The sequence below is a fragment of the Streptomyces sp. NPDC090045 genome (assembly GCF_044747975.1).
Classification (GTDB): Bacteria; Actinomycetota; Actinomycetes; order Streptomycetales; family Streptomycetaceae; genus Streptomyces.
In genome coordinates this window covers 203,659-222,698 of record NZ_JBIVFA010000008.1, presented here as the reverse complement: position 1 = coordinate 222,698, position 19,040 = coordinate 203,659, and the positions used below count along the sequence as shown (strand labels likewise).

The following is a 19,040-nucleotide window of genomic DNA, read 5'->3' as shown; positions in this document are numbered from 1 at the left end:
CGCATCAGATAATGGGTCAACGGACGACCGTTGCAGGGACCATCGGGCTGCACCGGGGCGCACGCGCGGGATACCCTTCCGTGATCACTGGAGACGGGCGTCCAGACGCAGAAGGCGGTGCACGGGTGAGCTCGGGAGGTCTGGAGCTGCCCCCTGGTGACAGCAGTCACGAGGGTGGCCCGGCGGACGCCCCAGGTGGTGTCCCCGGCGGGGCACCGGCGGGGGTCGCGGCCGGAGCGGTCTCCCTGGCGGGCGGACCGGCGGAGGCCGGGAGCGCGGGCGGGCCGGGATCCGCCGGCGCCGAACTGGACTGGAGCGCGGAGGCCTGGAGCGAGGTCCGCACCCGGGCCCAGCGGGCCGGCCGGGCCTACATCTGGCTCAACCTGATCGAACAGCGGCTGCGCTCGGTCGTCGGGGCGGTGCTCCGGCCGATCTACGAGCCGGTGCACGGCGGCGACGACTGGGTGGTCGCGGCCGCCGGGCCCGCCGGGCAGGAGTGGGTGCAGCGGGCCGTGGCCGTGCGCGAGGTCAGCCGGCGCAAGGGCTACCTGCTCGACTCGGCCGACGACAACGTGCTGAGCTTCCTGACCCTGCCCCAGCTGCGGGAGCTGATGGTCCAGCACTGGCCGTGCTTCGAACCGTACTTCGACGACCGGCGCGAGATCGAGCTGGCCCTGGACGAGCTGGAGGTCACCCGCAACGTCGTCTCCCGCAACCGGGCGCTGTCCCGGCCCGTGCTGGAACAGGCGGAACGGGCCTCGGCGCGGCTCCTGGAGGTCCTGGGCGGCGGCGCCGGCAGCCCTTCGGCGGACCGGCTGCCGATCGACGCCGTCGAGGACCTGGTGGGCGACCGCTACGCGGACGTCATCTCGGTCCACCCGGACCGGGTGCGCCTGCAGCGGCAGCTCCCCGCGGAGGACCTCTTCGGCGGCGCGCGGCGGCTCGACGCCATCGGCATAGGGCTCAACCTGCTGGTCCAGAACTTCTCGGGCCGAAGACTCGTCCGGCTCACGGAGGCCGGCTGCCGGGTGCGGCTGCTGTTCCTGAACCCGGCGAGCAGCGCGGTCAAGCGGCGCGAGCGGGAGCTGGGTCTGCGCAAGGGTGAGCTGAGCCGCTCGGTGGAGATGAACATCCTGCACGTCCGCCGGGTCCGGGCGGGCCTGCGGGACCCCTCGCGCTTCGAGATCCACGTCTTCGACGAGACCCCGCGCTTCACCGCCTACCTGGTGGAGGGGAACTCCTCGGGCATCGCGGTGGTCCAGTCCTACCTGCGGCGGGCGCGCGGGATGGAATCCCCCGTCCTCGTCCTGCGGGGCGGCGGGCGCGGGGTGCCGAAGGACGCGGACCACGGGCTGTTCGCGACCTACCGGGAGGAGTTCGAGTCGATGTGGGAGGACTCCCGCCCCGTGTCCTGAGGACCGGACACCGGACGCCGGAGCCGGATGCCCGATACCCCTGGAGGGGGGTGTCGTCGGGCTTGTCAGTGCCCCGTGGCAGGCTGAAAGCCGTTGACCGAAGGCGTACGGGGGAGGGGCACGGCATGGGGGGCTGGCACGGCGGGGTGCTGATCGGGTTCGATCTGGAGACCACGGGCACGGAGCCGCAAGAGTCGCGGATCGTCACGGCGGCCGTGATCGAGGTGCGGGGCGGAGCGGTGAGCCAGCGGCGCGGCTGGCTCGCGGACCCGGGGATACCGATCCCGGAGGGGGCGTCGGCGATCCACGGGATCAGTACGGAGCGTGCCGTCGCCGAGGGCCGGCCAGTGCGGGAGGTTGCGGACGAGGTCGCGGAGGCCCTGGTCGGGCACTGGCGCGGGGGCGCGGTGGTCGTCGCGTACAACGCGGCCTTCGATCTGACGCTGCTGTCGGCCGAGCTGGCCCGGCACGGGCTGCCGTCACTGGCTGACCGGCTGGGCGGGGCGCAGACCGGACCGGTGGTGGACCCGCTGACCATCGACCGGGCGGTGGACCGCTATCGGCGCGGCAAGCGGACCCTGGAGGCGGTCTGCGGGGTGTACGGGGTCACCCTCGAAGACGCGCACGACGCCGGGGCGGACGCGCTGGCCGCGGTCCAGGTGGCTCGCGCGATAGCCGAGCGCCATCCGGAGGTGGGCGAGCTCGCCGCGGCCGATCTGCACGCCCGGCAGGGCACCTGGCACGCGCGCTGGGCCCGGGACTTCCAGTCGTACCTGCGCCGGCAGGGCACCCCGGACGCGGTCATCGACACGGCCTGGCCGCTGCGCGGGCTGGTTCCGGCCCAGGCCTGAGAGAAAGGGGAGCGGGGTATCCGGCGGGATCCCGCTCCGATGCCCGACCGGGATTGGTACCGTGAAGATCAGCTTTTACGGGGGTGAGTGGCTTGCTGGCTGCCGGTTTGGCATCAGGCCTGTCCGGACTCAGCGGAAATCTGCTGACGTTGTACAAAATGAAGCAGGACGGGAATTTTCGCGCACAGCAGGAGTTATTGTCGCAGCTTCGTGAAGAGGAGGCGGTGAATGCGCATGCCCGCGCCGTTCACCGAGATTCCAGAAACTCCTGGGAGCGCCGCAGCGAGGCCGTTGCAGGGAATGCCTACGAGATCGAGCGGGATTGGCGCCAGGCCCAGATAGCGATCCAGGTCCGTGCGGTACAGGAGCGGATGGACCGAGAGGCCACCGAGTCTCCTTTCGGATACCGGCAGGACGAGCTCTACGACCTGGTCCACGATGCCACGGCCGGCGGTTCCTCGCCCGCTCTGCTCGTCGCCCCGTTCGTCCGCGACGACCAGAGCGGCCAGCAGAACGACGAAGGTCCGCATTCCTTCAGGTACGCCATCAGGCAGGCCTGGATCCAGTCGCAGTGGTCAGAGGATCTCGTGAGCCTCGACGGTGTGATCAACCGGCCTCTGAGGAACACGGATCTGGACATCCTGCTCATTCAAAGGGCGCTTCGGGACCTTCCTGTCATCCTGGTGTACGGAAGGGTGCAGTCCAGCCGCCGGGTCTGGCCCTCGCTGAGCGCCTGGAACATCGTAGACGCGCCCGACCTGCGGTCCGTCCAGTTCACCTTCCCTCCGCTGTCCATTCCCGATGCCGACTCGGCGGGCCCGCTCCGGAATCCCGCGCAGCTGGCGTTCGAGGACGAGTTGGGCACGACGACGGCGATCAGCGCGGCGCTCATCGCCGAGTGGTTCCACCTGGTGCGGTACGGCCGTGCCCCCCGGCTGCACACGTTGCTCGCGCCCGAGCTGACAGGGGAGCGCCGGGTCATCGCCGCCGGTCTCGCAACCTCCTACGAAGTGGCCATTGAGAGCGGCCGGGTGGACGGGATCGCCGGAAGGGTCGGACAGGCCGAAATGTTCCGGGCGGCGGGACTGAGGGATCAGGCGGAGGCCGCCGCCGTGCAGGGGCTGGTGTGCGCCGAGGAGACGCTGAGAGATCCTGCCTCCCACCCCAGCCCCGCGAGCCTGCGGAGCCTCGTGTCGATTCTCGAATCGCTCGGTCGCCCCATGGACAGGGACCGTGCGCGTGTCGCTCTCGAATCCGCGGCGCGGCGAAGCATCCTGCACAACCTCGGATGGAGGAACCGTTGAAGCAGCGCATCATCGCCGCGATCGACTTCGGCACCCACGGCACGGGATACGCGTGGACGACGATCGAGGACCGTCACAAGGATGCCAAGAAGCGGGCGGTGCACTTCCGTACGCGGTGGCAGGATCTCCCGACCCCGTATCCGAAGAACCTCACGGCCCTGCTGTTGGACGCCAAGGGAGATCTGGTCGCCTGGGGGCACGAGGCGCGCCGCAAGTGGGCCATGAGGTCGGCGCGTGGCGAAACGGACGGTTACCAGTACTTCGCCAACTTCAAGATGTCGCTGGCCGCCGGCAGCGGGGGGAGCGGCGATCTTTCCGGAGGGCTGCTTTCTCCCGAGCGGTCGAAAGGGCTTGTCACCCACTACCTGCGGAACATCTACGCCCTGGCGGTTGCCGAGATCGAACAGAGCGGTCACTCCGCTGCGGAAATCCGATGGTGCCTCACCGTGCCGGCCATCTGGGGCAACTATCAGAAACAGCTGATGCGGGAGGCGGCGGTCAGCGCCGGACTGCCGGGCGACGAGCACCGTCTGCAACTGGTCATCGAGCCGGAGGCCGCGGCCTATCATGCGCGGGTCTCGGGAGTCCGCACGGTTCGGGCCAGTGGCCGTCGCGCCAGCCTCATGACCAAGGGGTCCCGCTTTCTGGTGGCCGACTGCGGCGGTGGAACCGTCGACATCACCGCCTACCGTACGGATGAGCGCAATCGACTCGAAGAGATCGGACGCGACTTCGGGGGGAAATTCGGTTCCGAGTACGTCAACCAAGCCTTCCTCGAAAAGATTCTGGTCAAGCGCCTGGGATCCTTCGAGGTGATGGACCGGGTGCATGCGGAGGCGCCTGCCGCATTGCTGGAAGTGCTCGGCTCCTGGGAGAAGGCGAAGGTGAACGTCGACACCACCTCGCAGGACGACATATTCCTGCAGCTGCCCGCGGCCATCGACCGTTTGCTGGGCAAAGAAGAACGTTTTGCGCTTGGTGAGCAGCAGGACGGCATCACCGATCACATCATCGTGTCCGCGGCTGAGGCGCGAGACGTATTCGAGTCGGTCGTGCCCGGCATCCTTGACATCATCGACAAGCAGTTGGCGGAGATGAAGGTCCAGCGGCGCAATGCTCCGGGCCGGGAGCTGGTGATCCTGGTGGGCGGGTTCGCCAGTTCCCCCTATCTTCAGGAAAGACTCCAGGAGCATCTGGCCGGCCGGGCGGACGTTCTCGTTCCGCCGGACCCGCAAGTGGCTGTTCTGCTCGGTGCAGTCCACTACACCTATGACCCGCAGACGAAATCGCGGCGCACCAAGTTCACCTACGGATGCGACGTGGCCTCGAATTTCCGTCCGGGAGTCGATCCGGAGGAGAAGAAGTATGCTCTTCCCGATGGTCGGGTGAAATGCAAGGATCGTTTCAAGGTATTCGTCTCCGCCGGGCAGAGTGTGCCGGTCGACGAGGAGGTCGTTCGCTCCTTCTCCCCCCTCTACGAGGACCAGAAGACCCTGACGTTCGACCTCTACGCCTCGGGCGGGAAGTCTCCCGGCTACGTCACGGACCCGGGGTGCGCCAAGATCGGCGTCGTCAAGGTGGATCTCTCCGACGTCATGCACCTTCCGCTGTCCAGTCGTTCGGTCAGCCTCTCCATGATGTTCGGCGAGGTGCAGATCCGCGTCACTGCCGTGGTGCAGGAGACGGGGGAGGCGACCGTGGCCCAGGTGCGGTTCACCGAAGCCGCCGAGTAGTGATGGCCATCCTTGACCTCTGGAGGTGTGACGGTGATCCGAGACAACAACCCCGATGTCCTGTCCGAGATAAACGAAAAGCTGAGCAGCATCCTGCTGAGACTCGATCAGCTGGGTGATCAGGTCGTCGGTCTGGACGACAGGTTCCATGAAGTGCTCGCCCGGTGGACTCACTACAGGGAGGATCTGACCGGGGACCACGATGAGATGCACCGCGGCATCGCAGAGGAACTGAACTCCTTCGTGAGCCAGAAGCTGCTCAGACTGGCGTACATGCGGTCGCGTGCGACGGCGAGCGGTCTGACCCGCCGCCAGACCGCTCAATTGGTGAGCAGTCTCTGTGTCGCATACCTCGGGCCGGCCGAGATCGACCTGATCCGTGTCCGGAGGATGCTCAAGGCGCGCAAGGGGGACGAATGCTGGCAGGCGGCTGGGCAGGCCGCCCTGCAGGCGAAGAAGATCCTTGCCGCGGCGCGGGCGCGCGGTGCGGAGTTCTCCTGGGACTACGACTGCGACGAGGGGTTTCCACTGGACGGTGAAATCCAGCAGGTCTGGTCGAATTGCGATCCCGTATCGGATGTGAGTTTCGTCGTGGTGCCGGGCTATGTGGCAGACGGCGAGCGCTACCTCCTGCAGCAGGTCTTCACGGAGACCGTCGAGGTCGGCGCAGAGGCATGAGCTAGAACGAATGCCAGCGCATTTCGGGGTCGCCGTTCCTGAGGGAGGTCACGCGGCGGCGGAACTCGGCCCGCGCCCCCGGGTTGCCCGGGGCGTGCTGGGCGACCCAGGCGCAGCTGGCCGTCTCCCGGGCCCCGCGCAGGACCGCGCAGCCCGTCCAGTCGCGGACGTCCCACCCGTACGCCGACACGAACGCCCCGTACTCCTCGGCGGGCATGCCGTACCGGTCGCGGGAGAGGGCCATCACCACCAGGTCGTGCTCGCGCAGATCGGCCGAGACGGTCTCCAGGTCGACCAGGGCCGGGCCGTCCGGGCCCACGTGGACGTTGCGGGGCAGGGCGTCGCCGTGGACCGGGCCCGGCGGGAGGTGCGGGATCAGGGCCGCCACCTCGTCGGCGTAGGCGTCCCGGCGGTCCCGCAGGTACGCCGCGTCCGCCGGGTCGATCGCGTCCCCCGCCAGCCGCAGCCAGCGCTCGACCCCGCCCAGCAGGTCCCGCGCGGGCAGGGCGAACGGCGGCGCGGGCAGGGCGTGCACGGCGCGCAGCAGCACGGCCAGGTCCTCGGCGCCCGCGGGCCGGACCGCGTCCGGGAGCCGGTGCCACAGCGTCAGCGGATGCCCGTCCACCAGCCGCGGCTCCGGCTCGGCCGCGCGGACCGCCGGGATCCCGGCCGCCGCGAACCAGCCGGCCACCGCGAGTTCCCGCTCGGCCCGCCCCAGCAGTGCCGCCTCCCGGCCCACCTTCACCACCAGGTCGCCGAGGGCGAAGACGGCGTTCTCGCCGAAGGCGAGGAGGGCCGGTTCGCCGGCCGCCCCCCGGCCCGCCGACGTGAGGCCCGCCGCCTTCAGCGCCCGCCTGGCCTGCGCCTCGTCCATGCCCCTGCTCCGCCCTCCGCCGGATCGCGGTGATCGTGATCACCGTGCATCCGAGTTCTATCACCGCCCGCGCGGGTGGTGGCCTCGCGGGGGCGGCCCGATGCTGGAGGCATGGGCGCCGACCGTGACGCAGGCGCCGCCCGCGGCCCCAGCGGCGTGGCGCGGCGCGCCCTCCGCACCACGCTCGCCGCGTGCGCCGGGTTCTTCCTGTTCCTGTACGGGCTGGACCAGTCCGTCGCGGCGCTGTACGCCCTGTTCGGGGTCGTGTCGATGGCGGCCCTCTCGCACATCCCCGGCACCGGACGCCAGCGGGCGGCCGTCATCGCCCGGACCACGCCCGTGGCCTGGGTGCTCGTCACGATCGGCACCTATCTCGCGGTGCGCACCTGGAGCGCCGTGGCCGGCATGCTGGTCATCGGCTTCCTCCTCGCCTTCGTGGCCGTGGCCGGGCCCCGGGCGTCGGGCGCCGCGCCCGGCCTGCAGCTGCTCTACATCCTGCCGTCCTTCCCGCCCTACGCCCCCGACACCCTCGGCCAGCGCCTGCTGGGCACGACCTGCGGCCTCGCACTGCTGATCCTCGCCGAGCTCTTCGTGCTGCCCGAGCCGCGCGGCCCCTCCTACCGGCTGCTGGCCGCCGAGGCCGCCGACACCGCCGCCCGCTGCGCCGGCGAGCTGGGCCGCGCCCCGTACACGCTGTCCGCGGCAGGGGCGCAGGCGGCCAAGGCCGCCGGCGAGTCGCTGCGGCCGTTCCGGGTCCCCGAGGCCGACCGACCCGCCGGGCCGGGCCTGCGGGACCGGGGGCTCGCTCATGCGGGCCTGGCCGCCCGCACGCTCCTGAACCGCATGGTGAGCCTGCCCGCGCCGCCCCCGGAGCGCCCGCCGCCGGAGCAGGCGCCCGGGGTGCCGGCCGCAGTCGGCGCGGCCGCCGCCGAGTGCGCGGCCCTGCTGCGCGGCACCGGCGCATCCACCGACGCGGCCTCCGCCCTGCGGGGCGTACGGGAGCGGGCCGTGGAGGTCGACGAACAGCCGGCGGGCGAGGCGCTGGGCGTGCGGCGGGCCGCGCTGCTGGAGGTGGCGGACGCCGCCGTCGCTTTCACGACGGCGGCCGAACTGGCGGTACGGGGCCGGCACGCGCGGCTCCCGGCCGAGACCGACGCGGGCCGCTTCTGGTACGCCGGCCGGCCCGCGCCCCAGCTGTGGTGGCACCGGCTGGCCGCACACGCCGGGCCGCGGTCGGTGCACTTCCAGAACGCCGTCCGGATCAGCCTCGCGCTCGCGGCCGCCCGTACGATCGCGGGCGTCGACTCCCTGCCGCACGGCTTCTGGGCGATGCTCGCCGTGCTCAGCCTGACCCGGACCACGGTCGCCCAGACCCGGGCGACCGTGCGCGTGGCGCTCGCCGGCACCCTGCTCGGCGCCCTCGCGACGGGCTGCCTGCTGGCCCTGATCGGCGGGAACAGCACCGTCTACGCCATCGCCCTGCCGTTCGTCATGTTCGTGGCCTTCCGGGTCGGGCCGGTGCGGGGCGTGGGCTGGGCCCAGGGCATGTTCACCCTCGTCGTGTCCTTCGCCTTCGCGCAGCTGGCGCCGGTGACCTGGCGGCTGGCGGAGATCAGGATCCTGGACGTGGCCATCGGCAGCATGATCGGCGTCGTGTTCGGACTGCTCGCCTGGCCGCGGGGGGCGCAGGTGGAGCTGCACCGGGCGGTCGCCGTGCTGCTGGCGGAGGCGGCCGATACGGTCAGGAGCACCGCGGCCGCCCTCGCGGCGGGCGGGCCGGGACGCCTCCCCGACGACGAGCCGCTCCAGCGCGCGCTGCTGCTGGCGGAGTCGGCGTTCTCGCAGCGCCTGAGCGAGCCCCGGGCCCTCGTCGGCGCCCCGGCGGACTGGCAGGCGGCCCTGATGACGGGCCACCACGTGCTGTGGGGTTCGCGCCGCCTGCACGCCCGCGGAGGCCCACCCCTGGAGCGGGCCCAGCAGACACGCCTGCGCGCCAAGGCCGCGCAGGTGGCGACCGGCCTGCGCGCCGCCTCGTCCCTGGCCTCGGCCACCTCCCCGCCGGCGGGGGACACGGCCCGTCCGCCGGCCCCGGCCGACCCCCCGGGCACCCTCCGTCCGCCGTCCACGAACCCGCCACGGGACACACCCCGACCGCCGCCCCCGCACGAGCCGGCCCCCACGAACCCACCCGCGCCCGGCCCGGGGCCTGCGGCCGCGCAGGGCGGGGCGCCCGCGCCTGGGTCCGTACCGGAGTCTGGGCCTGCGCCCGGCCCGGGGCCTGCGCCGGGTCCGGGGCCTGCGGCCGGCCTGGGGCCCGCGGCCGCGCAGGGCGGGGGGCCCGCGCTTGGGCCGGCACCGGAGTCTGGGCCCGCGCCCTGTCCGGGGCCTGCGCCCAGTCCGGGGCCTGCGGCCGCGCAGGGCGGGGCGCCCGCGCCTGGGTCCGTACCGGAGTCTGGGCCTGCGCCCGGTCCGGGGCCTGCGCCCGGTCCGGGGCCCGCGGCCGCGCAGGGCGGGGCGCCCGCGCCTGGGTCCGTACCGGAGTCTGGGCCTGCGCCCGGTCCGGGGCCTGCGGCCGCGCAGGGCGGGGGGCCCGCGCTTGGGCCCGTACCGGAGTCCGGGCCCGTGCCCGGCTTCCAGGCGGCGCCCGCGCCAGGGGCCGGGGTGGCGCTGCCGCGGTTCTACGCGGCCCTTGCCTGGCTGGACTCGCTGACCACCGACGTCGAGCGCATCACCGCACCCACCGGCGGTTCCGGGGGGTCGGACGGGGCGGCGGCGGCCTGAAAGATGGTTGCACGAGACGTCTCGTCTCGCTATGGTCTGATCATGACCTCAGCCAAGCCTGCCAAGCCCGCACACATCGCCATGTTCTCCATCGCCGCCCACGGCCACGTGAACCCGAGCATCGAAGTGATCCGGGAACTCGTCGCCCGCGGCCACCGCGTCAGCTACGCCATCCCCGCCGCCTTCGCCGAGAAGATCGCGGAGACCGGCGCCACCCCCGTGATCTACACCTCCACCCTCCCCACCGACGACGAGCCGGAGGCCTGGGGCACCGAGCTCATCGACAACCTGGAGCCCTTCCTGAACGACGCCATCCAGGTCCTCCCGCAGCTCGCCGCCGCCTTCGAGGGCGACGAGCCGGACCTCGTCCTCCACGACATCACCTCCTACCCGGCGCCCGTGCTCGCCCACCGGTGGGGCGTGCCCGCCGTCTCCCTCTCCCCGAACCTCGTCGCCTGGGAGGGCTACGAGGAGGAGGTGGCCGAGCCGATGTTCGCCGGACTGAAGGCCTCCGAGCGCGGACAGGCGTACTACGCCCGGTTCGCCGCCTGGCTCACCGAGAACGGTCTCGACGGCCGGATCGAACGCCTCCAGAGCCGCCCGCGCCGCAGCCTCGTCCTGATCCCCGAGGCACTCCAGCCCCACGCCGACCGCGTCGACCGGTCCGTACACACCTTCGTCGGCGCCTGCCAGGGCGACCGCGCGGCCCAGGGCAGCTGGCACAAGCCCGCGAACGCCGAGGGCAAGAAGGTCGTCCTGGTCTCGCTCGGCTCCGCCTTCACCCGGCAGCCCGCCTTCTACCGCGCCTGCATCGACGCCTTCGCGGACCTGCCCGACTGGCACGTCGTCCTCCAGATCGGCAAGTTCACCGACGAGGCCGACCTCGGCGAGATCCCCGCCAACGTCGAGGTCCACCGCTGGGTTCCCCAGCTGGACATCCTGCGCCGGGCCGACGCCTTCATCACCCACGCGGGCGCCGGCGGCAGCCAGGAAGGGCTCGCCACCGCCACCCCGATGGTCGCCGTCCCCCAGGCCGTCGACCAGTTCGGCAACGCCGACATGCTCGTCTCGCTCGGCGTGGCCCGGCACGTACCGATGGCCGACGCGGACGCCGCGACCCTCCGGGAAGCGGTCCTCGCCCTGGTCGCCGACCCCGAGGTCGCCGCCCGCGCCGAGGCCGTGCGCGCCGGGATGGCCGCCGAGGGTGGCACGCGGCAGGCCGCCGACCTCGTCGAGGCCGAACTGTCGTAGGCACCCCCTAAGGTGCCGCCATGACGAAGAAGGCCACGACCACGAAGTACGCGGCGCTGCTGCGCGGCATCAACGTCGGCGGGAGCAAGAAGGTCCCGATGGCGGAGCTGCGCTCCGTGCTGGAGGAGCTCGGCCACGGCGACGTGCAGACGTACCTGCAGAGCGGCAACGCCGCGTTCAGCAGCGAGAAGGAGGACCCGGCGGCGCTCGCCCGGGAACTGGAGGCGGCCATCGAGGCCCGCTTCGGCTTCCGGGTGGCCTGCCTGGTGGTGGACGGCGCCTACCTGCGCGCCGTCGCCGACGCCTGCCCCTTCCCGGCCGCGGAGCTGGAGGGCAAGCAGCTCCACGCGACCTTCTTCTCCGAACAGCCGGGCGCGGAGCGCTTCGCCGCGCTCGACGAGGCCTCGTACCTCCCGGAGGAGTACCGGCTCGGCGACCGCGTCCTCTACCTCTACGCTCCCGACGGCCTGGGCCGTTCCAAACTGGCCGAGGCCCTCGCCAAGCCCGCCGTCGTCAAGGGCATCGACGTGACCACCCGCAACTGGAACACCGTCGCCAAACTCGTCGAACTGACCGGCTGACCGGCTGACCGGCGGGGGACAGGGGTGATCTGATCCGAACGCGCCCCGGACGGAGGGGTGTTCGGTTTCAATGGACCGAGGGAACAGGGGAGCTGCGAGGGGGCACGCGGTGACTGACCACGAATCTGCGGAGGACGGCGGCACACCGCCGGGCGCCCGCACCGGACGGACCCGGCGGATGGCGGAGCTGGCCGCCGTGGTGTCGGCCGCCACCGCTCTCGCGGCCCTGGTGCTCGGCCTGTTCGGGCTGGTCGGCGCGGGCGGCTCCACCCGTACGCCGGGCACGGCGGGAGGCGGCACCTCCAGGCCGCCCGCGGAAACCCCCTCGACGAGCGCGACCGCGACCGCGACACCGAAGCCGACGCCGACACCGGCGCCGACGGGTTCGGCCGAGCCGGGCGCCACTCCCACGCCCACCCCGAGCCCCCCTCCGCCGCTCCCGTCCGGCTGGCGGCGGATCGACGTCAAGGCCCTCACCGCCTCCCTGGCGCTGCCCGACGGCTGGAAGCTCAAGGAGGACGACGCACAGCGCGCCAACTGGATCTCCCCCGACGGCCGCTACGTGCTCGGAGTGAAGCGCGACAGCACCCACGGCAGCACCGCCCAGGCCGCCTCCATCGGCCAGCTCGCCTATTACCGCGACAGCGCCCAGTCCAAGATGTACGAACTCACCGCCGACTCCCGGACCCTCGACCAGCGCGGCCGGGACGCCGTCCGGCTGGACCTGGACTTCCGCTGGGAGGGTCAGCGAACCCCCGCCCGCCGCATCGAACTCTTCGTCGCGGGCGCGGGCGGCCAGGTCTACCAACTGCTGGCCGACGACATCTACCTGGACCAGGCATCGGACCTCACCGAGCTCTTCGAGACCGCCCGCGCCCAGCTGGTCATCGACACGCCCTGAAGGCCGGTCCGCTCCACCCGGAGCGTGTGAACACCGCTTCCGCCGTGCCCCGCCGGTAGCGGAGGGCGCCGGATGTGCCAGGCTCGTGCCATGCGTTACATCATCATCGGCGCGGGCGCTGTGGGCGCCACCATCGGCGGACGGCTCGCGGAGGCGGGCGGCGAGGTCGTCCTCGTCGCGCGCGGCGCGCACGCGGAGGCCCTGCGGGCCGACGGGCTGCGGCTCACCACGGCCGACGGGGAGCGGGTCCACCGGCTGCCCGTGGTCACCGGACCGGACGAGCTGGGCGAACTGCGCCCCGACGACGTGCTGTTGCTGGCGGTGAAGACCCAGCACGCGGTCGCCGCGCTCGACGCGTGGGGCGACGCGGAGGTGGCGGGCGGGGGCACGGCGGCGCAGCGGCTGCCGGTGCTGTGCGCGCAGAACGGAGTGGAGAGCGAGCGACTGGCGCTACGGCGCTTCGCGCGCGTGTACGGGGTGTGCGTATGGCTGCCCGCGACCTTCCTGGAGCCGGGCGTGGTCTCGGCGCTGTGCACACCGCTGACCGGCATCCTCCACGTGGGCCGGGCGGCGGGCGGCGCGGACGCCCTGTGCCGGGCCGTCGCGGCGGACCTCGGGAAGGCCGGCTTCGAGGCGCCGGTGGTCGAGGACGTGATGCGGTGGAAGTACGCGAAGCTGCTCGGCAACCTGGGCAACGCCGTCCAGGCGACGACCGGCCCGGAGCCGGACCCGGCGAAGGCGGCGCTGCTGCTGCGGGCCGTGCGCGAGGCGAAGGCCGTCTTCGGGGCGGAGGGCATCGCGTACGCCTCCGACGCGGAGCAGTCACTGGCGCGGGACGGGAAGGTGAACCAGCCTCCGGGCGTCCGGGGCGGGTCGTCCTGGCAGAGCCTGGCGCGGGGGACGGGCTCGGTGGAGGCGGACTATCTCAACGGGGAGATCTCCCTGCTGGGCCGGCTGCACGGGATTCCCACCCCGGTCAACAACGTCCTGCGGCACGCCGCGAACATCTTCGCCCGGGAAGGCCTCCCGCCGGGCGCGATGTCCATCGAGGACCTCACCACCCTGGCCGACGAGGCGGCGGCTCGCGCCTAGCGGCTGCGCCTGGCGGTGCGGTGCGGGGCCGGTCGGGGATACGCTGAAGAGGAGTCTCCACGTCCGCCGGTCCTCGTCGAAGTGCCCGACCGCAGCGGCCGGAGCCGAACCGGACGCGCCCCGGACACGACCGGAGCCGAGCCGGTGTCGACCCCTCGCCGACCCGGTCCCGACGCAGATGCGATGCGGTCGCCCGAGGTCGTGACGCTGCCCGCACGCACCGGAGGCCGGTGGACGGTCCGTCACACGGCTGCCGTCGTGAGGGAGAGCGATCCCCGTGGACCTCAACACGATCACCGAAGTCGTCCGGCGCCCGCCCGACCGGCCGGGCGCGGACTGGCGCGAGGGCGATGCCTGGCTCGCCGGCGGGACGTGGCTGTTCTCGGTCGAGCAGCCGGACCTGCGCCGCCTGGTCGACCTGACCACGCTGCGGTGGGACCCCCTCCTCCCGACCGACAAGGGCCTCGACATCGGTGCGACCTGCACCATCCGCGAGCTCTACGCCTTCAGACCCCCGGCCGACTGGACCGCGGGCCCCCTCTTCGGGACCGCCTGCGAGGCGTTCCTGTCCTCGTTCAAGGTCTGGAACGCGGCCACCGTGGGCGGAAACATCTGCATGTCGCTGCCGGCCGGCCCCATGATCACGCTGACGGTCGCGCTGGAAGCGCGCTACGAACTGTGGGACCCCGACGGGACGACGCGCACCGTCGACGCCCTCGACTTCGTGACAGGCAACCACGAGAACGTCCTCGCCCCCGGGGAGATCCTGCGGCGCGTCGAGATCCCGGTGCACGCCCTGCGCAAACGCGCCGCGCACCGCCGTTTCACGCTCACCCGCCTCGGCCGTTCGACGGTGTTCCTCATCGGTACGCGCACGCCCGGGAACAACGACCTGCTGCTCACGGTCACCGCCGGCACCACCAGACCCGTGCGCATGCTCTTCGACACCATGCCCGACGCCCCGACCCTGCAGCAGAGCATCGACGTCATCCCCGCCGACGTCTGGTTCGACGATCCCAACGGCACCCCCGAACACCGCCGCCATCTGACGAAGCACTTCGCCGAGGAGATCCGCCGTGAACTCGTGGCCGGGGGGTCGACATGACGTACCACGTGAACGGCAGGAGCTTCGACGAGGAGCCGGCGCCCGGACAGTGCCTGCGCACCTTCCTCCGCGCGCTCGGCCACTACGGTGTCAAGAAGGGCTGCGACGCGGGAGATTGCGGCGCCTGCACGGTATGGCTGGACGGCAGTCCCGTGCACAGCTGCATCACCCCCGCCTTCCGCGCCGACGGCCGTGAGGTGACCACCATCGAGGGGCTGGGCTCGCCCGGCAGCCTGCACCCGATGCAGCGGCAGTTCCGCGACGCCCCGGGATTCCAGTGCGGTTTCTGCACCGCAGGGATGATCATGACCTCGGCGACCTTCACCGAGGCCCAGAAGGCGGATCTGCCCCGGGCGTTGAAGGGCAACCTCTGCCGCTGCACCGGCTATCGGGGGATCGAGGACGCCGTGCGGGGCGTCGTCGGCGTGGAGAGCGCCAAGCCGGGAAAGGCCGTCGGAACGAGCGTCGGCGCCCCGGCCGCCAACGACGTGGTGACGGGCCGCGCCGAATTCACGATGGACACCCGCATGGAGGGCATGCTGCACCTCAAGGTGCTGCACGCGCCGCACGCCCACGCCCGGATCCTGTCGGTCGACAAGAGCGCCGCCCTCGCGGTTCCCGGCGTCCAGCGGGTCTACACCTGGGAGGACGTGCCGCGCAGACGCTTCACCACGGCGATCCACACCGACCACCTGGTCGACCCGGACGACACCCTCGTCCTCGACCGGACGGTCCGTTTCGCCGGCCAGCGCGTCGTCGCGGTCGTCGCCGACACCCCCGGCGCCGCGGAGGAGGGCTGCCGGAAGGTCGTCGTCGAGTACGAGGTGCTGCCCGCGGTGTTCGAACCCGAGGAGGCCATGGCCGAGGGGGCCCCGCAGATCCACGGCGCGGACGACCCCTTCGTCCGCGACCCCGCCCACAACGTCCTGCTCGAGATCCACTCGCACATCGGAGACGTGGACGCGGGCTTCGCCGAGGCCGACGTGATCCACGAAGGCACGTACTCCTCACCGCGCGTGCAGCACGCGCACCTGGAGACCCACGGCTCGATCGCCTGGATGGAGGACGGCCGTCTGAACGTCCGCACCAGCTCGCAGTCGCCCTCCATCGCCAAGGTCAAACTCGCCCACCTCTTCGCCCTGCGCCCGGACCAGCTCCGCGTGTTCTGCAAGCGCGTCGGCGGCGGTTTCGGAGGCAAGCAGGAGGTCATCTCGGAGGACCTGGCCGCGCTCGCCGCGCTGGACACAGGGCGGCCCGTGTGCTTCGAGTTCACCCGCGAGGAGGAGTTCACCACGGCCTCGCCACGGCATCCGATGACCCTGACGGTCAAGCTGGGCGCGAGGTCGGACGGCACGCTCACCGCGTTCCAGGTCCGCAACGTGTCGAACACCGGTGCCTACGGGAACCACGGCGGCGAAACCCTGTTCGCGGGCGGCGCGGCCGTCATGATCTACCGCTGCCCCAACAAGAAGTACGACGCCTACTCCGTCTACACCAACACCGTTCCGAGCGGCGCGCTGCGCGGGTACGGGATGACGCAGCCGGCCTTCGCCGTGGAATCGGCGATGCACGAACTGGCCCTCGCCCTCCACATGGATCCGCTCGAACTGCGCCGCCGCAACATCGTGCGGCCCGGCGACCCGCTCGTCGCCATGCACGACGGCCCCGACGACGTGATGTTCACCGAGGACGGCCTCGCGCAGTGCATCGACCTGGTGGACCGGGCCCTGGCCCGGACGGCAGGGGACCCGCACCTCGGTCCGGACTGGCTCGTCGGGGCGGGCGTCGCCGCCTCCCTGCACGAGACCGCGCCCCCGACCGAACACATCTCGGAGGCCTGGGTGACGCTCGGCGACGACCTCGTCTACGAGCTCGCCGTCGGCACGGTCGAATTCGGCGAGGGCACCTCGACCGCCCACGTCCAGATCGCCGCCAACCAGCTGGGCACCACACCGTCGCGGATCCGCCTCGTGCAGTCCGACACCGACCGCACGGGATTCGACACCGGAGCCTTCGCGAGCGCGGGCCTCTTCGTGGCGGGCAACGCCGTCCTGCGGGCGAGCAACGCCGTGCGCGACCGCATCCTCGAATTCGCCGCCGCCCACACGGGCGTCCACCCGGTGATGTGCTCGATGGACGACGACGGCGTCGTCTGCGGGGACCAGCGGGTGTCGCTGGCCGAACTCGTCGCGCTGGCACGGGCGCGCGGCATCCGCTTCACCGCCGCCCGCAAGGCCTACGGATCGCCCCGGAGCGCCGTCTCCAACGCCCACGGGTTCCGGATCGCGGTCCACCGGGTGACCGGTGAGATCCGGGTGCTCCACAGCGTCCAGGCGGTCGACGCCGGCGTCGTCATCAACCCCGCGCAGGTACGGGGACAGGTGGAAGGCGCCGTCGCCCAGGGGATCGGCTTCGCACTGACCGAGAACCTCCGGCTCGACGCGAACGGCGTCGTGGTCAACCCCAACCTCCGCAACTACCGCATCCCCACCTACGCCGATGTCCCGCGCACCGAGGTGCTCCTGGTGGGCTCGGCGGATTCCGTCGGGCCGATGCGGGCGAAGGGGATGGCGGAGTGCAGCATCAACCCGGTGGCCCCCGCACTGGCGAACGCACTCCAGGACGCGACGGGAATCCGCTACCGGTCGCTGCCGCTGACGCCGGAACGGATCTACGGCCGGCTCGGCGAGAAGCGGTCGCACTCGAAGGCCTGAGCACATGGACACCGAGAAGCACGCAGAGGACGCCGAAGCCACGGCGATCATCGCCCAGAAGGTCCTGCCCGGCCGCGAGCAGGAGTACGAGACGTGGCAGCAGGACGTCAACGCCGCCGCCGCCGAGTACGACGGGTACCTCGGGGTCGAGGTCGCCCCGCCGACGTCCCTGCAGCCCGAATGGGTCGTGGTCTACCGGTACGACTCGGTATCCCACCTGCAGGCGTGGATCAACAGCTCGACCCGGCAGGGACTCCTCGAAGCCGGCGACAAGTACCTCGACGGCCCCGGAACCCAGCAGGTGGTCAGCGGCCACGCACCCTCACAGGACCCGCTGGTGACCGTGGTGATCACCCACCGCGTCCACCCGGAGCACGTCGAGGACTTCCTCGCGTGGCAGCGCCGGATGAACGAGGAGGAGAGCAAGTTCGAGGGCTTCCGCGGAAGCGAGTTCTTCCCGCCCATCGAGGGGGTCCAGGAGGAATGGACCACGCTGTACCGGTTCGACAACGCCGAGCACCTCGACGCCTGGCTGACCTCGGACAGGAGGCGGAAGGTCCTCGCCGAGGGAAAGGAGTTCGACTTCAAACTGCGCACGATCGACAACTCCTTCGGCAGCTGGTTCGCCTTCGAGGAGAACGGCAGGGAAGCGCCCCCGCCCTCGGTCACCAAGACCGCCATCGCCGTCTGGGTCGGCCTGTACCCGACCGTCGTCCTCCTGGCGCTCGCCACGTCACCGCTGAAGATGCCGCTCTGGCTTGGCCTGCTCGTGGGGAACCTGCTGTCGAGCCTCGTCATGAGCTTCTTCACGATGCCCTACTACGTGAACCCGCTGCTGGGGCGGTGGTTGCGCCCGTCGCCGGACGAGCCGGCGGCCAGGACCAACCTCATCGGCATCGGGATCACCGCCGTCCTGCTCGCCTTCTGGGTCGTGGTGTTCTACCTGGTGACCGTCCGGATCTGGACCCTGCCCTGAGGAGAGGGGCCGGGCCTACGCCGTCAGGGCGGGGAGGCCCGCCGAGGTGGTGGCGGCCGAGGCGTCGTAGCGGTGGAGCAGGAGGCGGGCCAGTTCGGGGGAGGCGCCCAGGACGCCGGCCACCACGTCGGCGCCCGCGGCCTCGGCGCCCGCCGCGATGCGGTCCGGGAGCCGTCCGGGGGCGATGACGTACGGGGCCACCGCCACCCGGGCGAAGCCCTCGGCGCGCAGGGCCCGTACGGCGTCTTCCGTACGGGGAAGGGCAGCGGAGGCGAACGCAGGCCGCACGGCGCACCAACCGGTGTGCCGCCACTCCCGCGCGGTTTCAGCGATCGCTGCGATCGCCTCCGGGTCTGTGGAGCCGGCGGACGCGAGTACCACCGCGGTGGTGGCGCGGTCCGCCGGGGTGAGGCCGGCTTCGGCGAGCCGGCGGTCGAGGGCCGAGAGCAGGAGCGGGGAGGGGCCGAGGACATCGGCCACCCGCACCGAGAGCCCCGGCAGGCGGGCCGACGACTCGGCCAGTGCCGCCGGGATGTCGGACTTCGCGTGGAAGGCCCTGGTGAGGAGGAGCGGGAGGGCGACGACCTCCCGTACGCCCGACAGGTAGAGCGAGGACAGGGCCTGGCCCACCGTCGGGGTGTTGAAGTCCAGGAAGGCCGTCTCCACCCGCAGCCCGGGCCGCAGCGCCCGCGCCCGCCCGACGAGGGCGTGCACGGTCGCCGCGTGCCGCGGGTCGCGGCTGCCGTGGGCGATGACCAGGAGTGCGGGTGCGTGGGACATCGGA

At 72.1% G+C, this 19,040-nt stretch carries 14 protein-coding genes and 1 pseudogene; 13 read left to right on the top strand and 2 right to left on the bottom strand.

Annotated features, from left to right (window positions below):
* Positions 1 to 125 precede the first annotated feature (125 nt).
* The 5 genes from ACIPYQ_RS22515 (at position 126) to ACIPYQ_RS22495 (ending at position 5,981) form a co-directional block, all read left to right on the top strand.
* The gene (locus tag ACIPYQ_RS22515; RefSeq protein ID WP_401253875.1) at positions 126 to 1,415 is read left to right on the top strand and encodes an SAV2148 family HEPN domain-containing protein; all 1,290 of its coding nucleotides are present in this window, start codon (positions 126 to 128) and stop codon (positions 1,413 to 1,415) included.
* Positions 1,416 to 1,540: 125 nt separating this feature from the next.
* Positions 1,541 to 2,266 (top strand): 3'-5' exonuclease, encoded by a 726-nt coding sequence (locus tag ACIPYQ_RS22510; RefSeq protein ID WP_401253872.1) that lies wholly within the window; start codon positions 1,541 to 1,543, stop codon positions 2,264 to 2,266.
* A 158-nt stretch (positions 2,267 to 2,424) separates the two neighbouring features.
* Positions 2,425 to 3,570 carry a hypothetical protein gene (locus ACIPYQ_RS22505; protein WP_401253869.1) on the top strand — a complete coding sequence of 382 codons (1,146 nt, stop codon included), beginning with the start codon at positions 2,425 to 2,427 and terminating at the stop codon, positions 3,568 to 3,570.
* Positions 3,567 to 5,303: an Hsp70 family protein gene (locus tag ACIPYQ_RS22500; RefSeq protein WP_401253866.1), complete on the top strand. Its 1,737-nt coding sequence runs from the start codon at positions 3,567 to 3,569 to the stop codon at positions 5,301 to 5,303. Before ACIPYQ_RS22505 ends, ACIPYQ_RS22500 begins: the two co-directional genes overlap by 4 nt.
* Positions 5,304 to 5,336: 33 nt before the next feature.
* Entirely contained in the window at positions 5,337 to 5,981 is a 645-nt protein-coding gene (locus ACIPYQ_RS22495) for a hypothetical protein (protein ID WP_401253863.1), read from the top strand.
* A gap of 1 nt (position 5,982) precedes the next feature.
* On the opposite strand, the gene ACIPYQ_RS22490 is transcribed toward ACIPYQ_RS22495, so the two are convergent.
* Positions 5,983 to 6,855 carry a phosphotransferase enzyme family protein gene (locus ACIPYQ_RS22490; RefSeq protein WP_401253860.1) on the bottom strand — a complete coding sequence of 291 codons (873 nt, stop codon included), beginning with the start codon at positions 6,853 to 6,855 and terminating at the stop codon, positions 5,983 to 5,985.
* Positions 6,856 to 6,966: 111 nt separating this feature from the next.
* Between ACIPYQ_RS22490 and ACIPYQ_RS22485 the strand changes: the two genes are divergently transcribed.
* The 8 genes and pseudogenes from ACIPYQ_RS22485 to ACIPYQ_RS22450 all read left to right on the top strand — a co-directional run bounded on the left by ACIPYQ_RS22485 (position 6,967) and on the right by ACIPYQ_RS22450 (position 18,256).
* Positions 6,967 to 9,636: an FUSC family protein gene (locus ACIPYQ_RS22485; protein ID WP_401253857.1), complete on the top strand. Its 2,670-nt coding sequence runs from the start codon at positions 6,967 to 6,969 to the stop codon at positions 9,634 to 9,636.
* Positions 9,637 to 9,643: 7 nt separating this feature from the next.
* A pseudogene (gene mgt / locus ACIPYQ_RS22480) lies at positions 9,644 to 10,887 on the top strand (macrolide-inactivating glycosyltransferase).
* Positions 10,888 to 10,907: 20 nt separating this feature from the next.
* The gene (locus tag ACIPYQ_RS22475; RefSeq protein WP_401253854.1) at positions 10,908 to 11,468 is read left to right on the top strand and encodes a DUF1697 domain-containing protein; all 561 of its coding nucleotides are present in this window, start codon (positions 10,908 to 10,910) and stop codon (positions 11,466 to 11,468) included.
* A 109-nt stretch (positions 11,469 to 11,577) separates the two neighbouring features.
* Positions 11,578 to 12,369 (top strand): hypothetical protein, encoded by a 792-nt coding sequence (locus tag ACIPYQ_RS22470; protein WP_401253851.1) that lies wholly within the window; start codon positions 11,578 to 11,580, stop codon positions 12,367 to 12,369.
* Positions 12,370 to 12,459: 90 nt separating this feature from the next.
* The gene (locus tag ACIPYQ_RS22465; protein WP_401253848.1) at positions 12,460 to 13,461 is read left to right on the top strand and encodes a ketopantoate reductase family protein; all 1,002 of its coding nucleotides are present in this window, start codon (positions 12,460 to 12,462) and stop codon (positions 13,459 to 13,461) included.
* A gap of 277 nt (positions 13,462 to 13,738) precedes the next feature.
* Positions 13,739 to 14,566, top strand: a complete 828-nt coding sequence (locus ACIPYQ_RS22460) for an FAD binding domain-containing protein (RefSeq protein WP_401253845.1) — start codon at positions 13,739 to 13,741, stop codon at positions 14,564 to 14,566.
* The gene (locus ACIPYQ_RS22455) at positions 14,563 to 17,280 is read left to right on the top strand and encodes a molybdopterin-dependent oxidoreductase (RefSeq protein WP_401253842.1); all 2,718 of its coding nucleotides are present in this window, start codon (positions 14,563 to 14,565) and stop codon (positions 17,278 to 17,280) included. Before ACIPYQ_RS22460 ends, ACIPYQ_RS22455 begins: the two co-directional genes overlap by 4 nt.
* 4 nt (positions 17,281 to 17,284) lie before the next feature.
* Positions 17,285 to 18,256 (top strand): antibiotic biosynthesis monooxygenase, encoded by a 972-nt coding sequence (locus tag ACIPYQ_RS22450; protein ID WP_401253839.1) that lies wholly within the window; start codon positions 17,285 to 17,287, stop codon positions 18,254 to 18,256.
* 15 nt (positions 18,257 to 18,271) lie between these two features.
* Here the strand turns inward: ACIPYQ_RS22450 and ACIPYQ_RS22445 are convergent, their stop codons facing one another.
* A complete protein-coding gene (locus ACIPYQ_RS22445) occupies positions 18,272 to 19,036 on the bottom strand; it encodes a sirohydrochlorin chelatase (protein ID WP_401253833.1) in 765 nt (254 codons plus the stop codon).
* Positions 19,037 to 19,040: the final 4 nt, after the last annotated feature.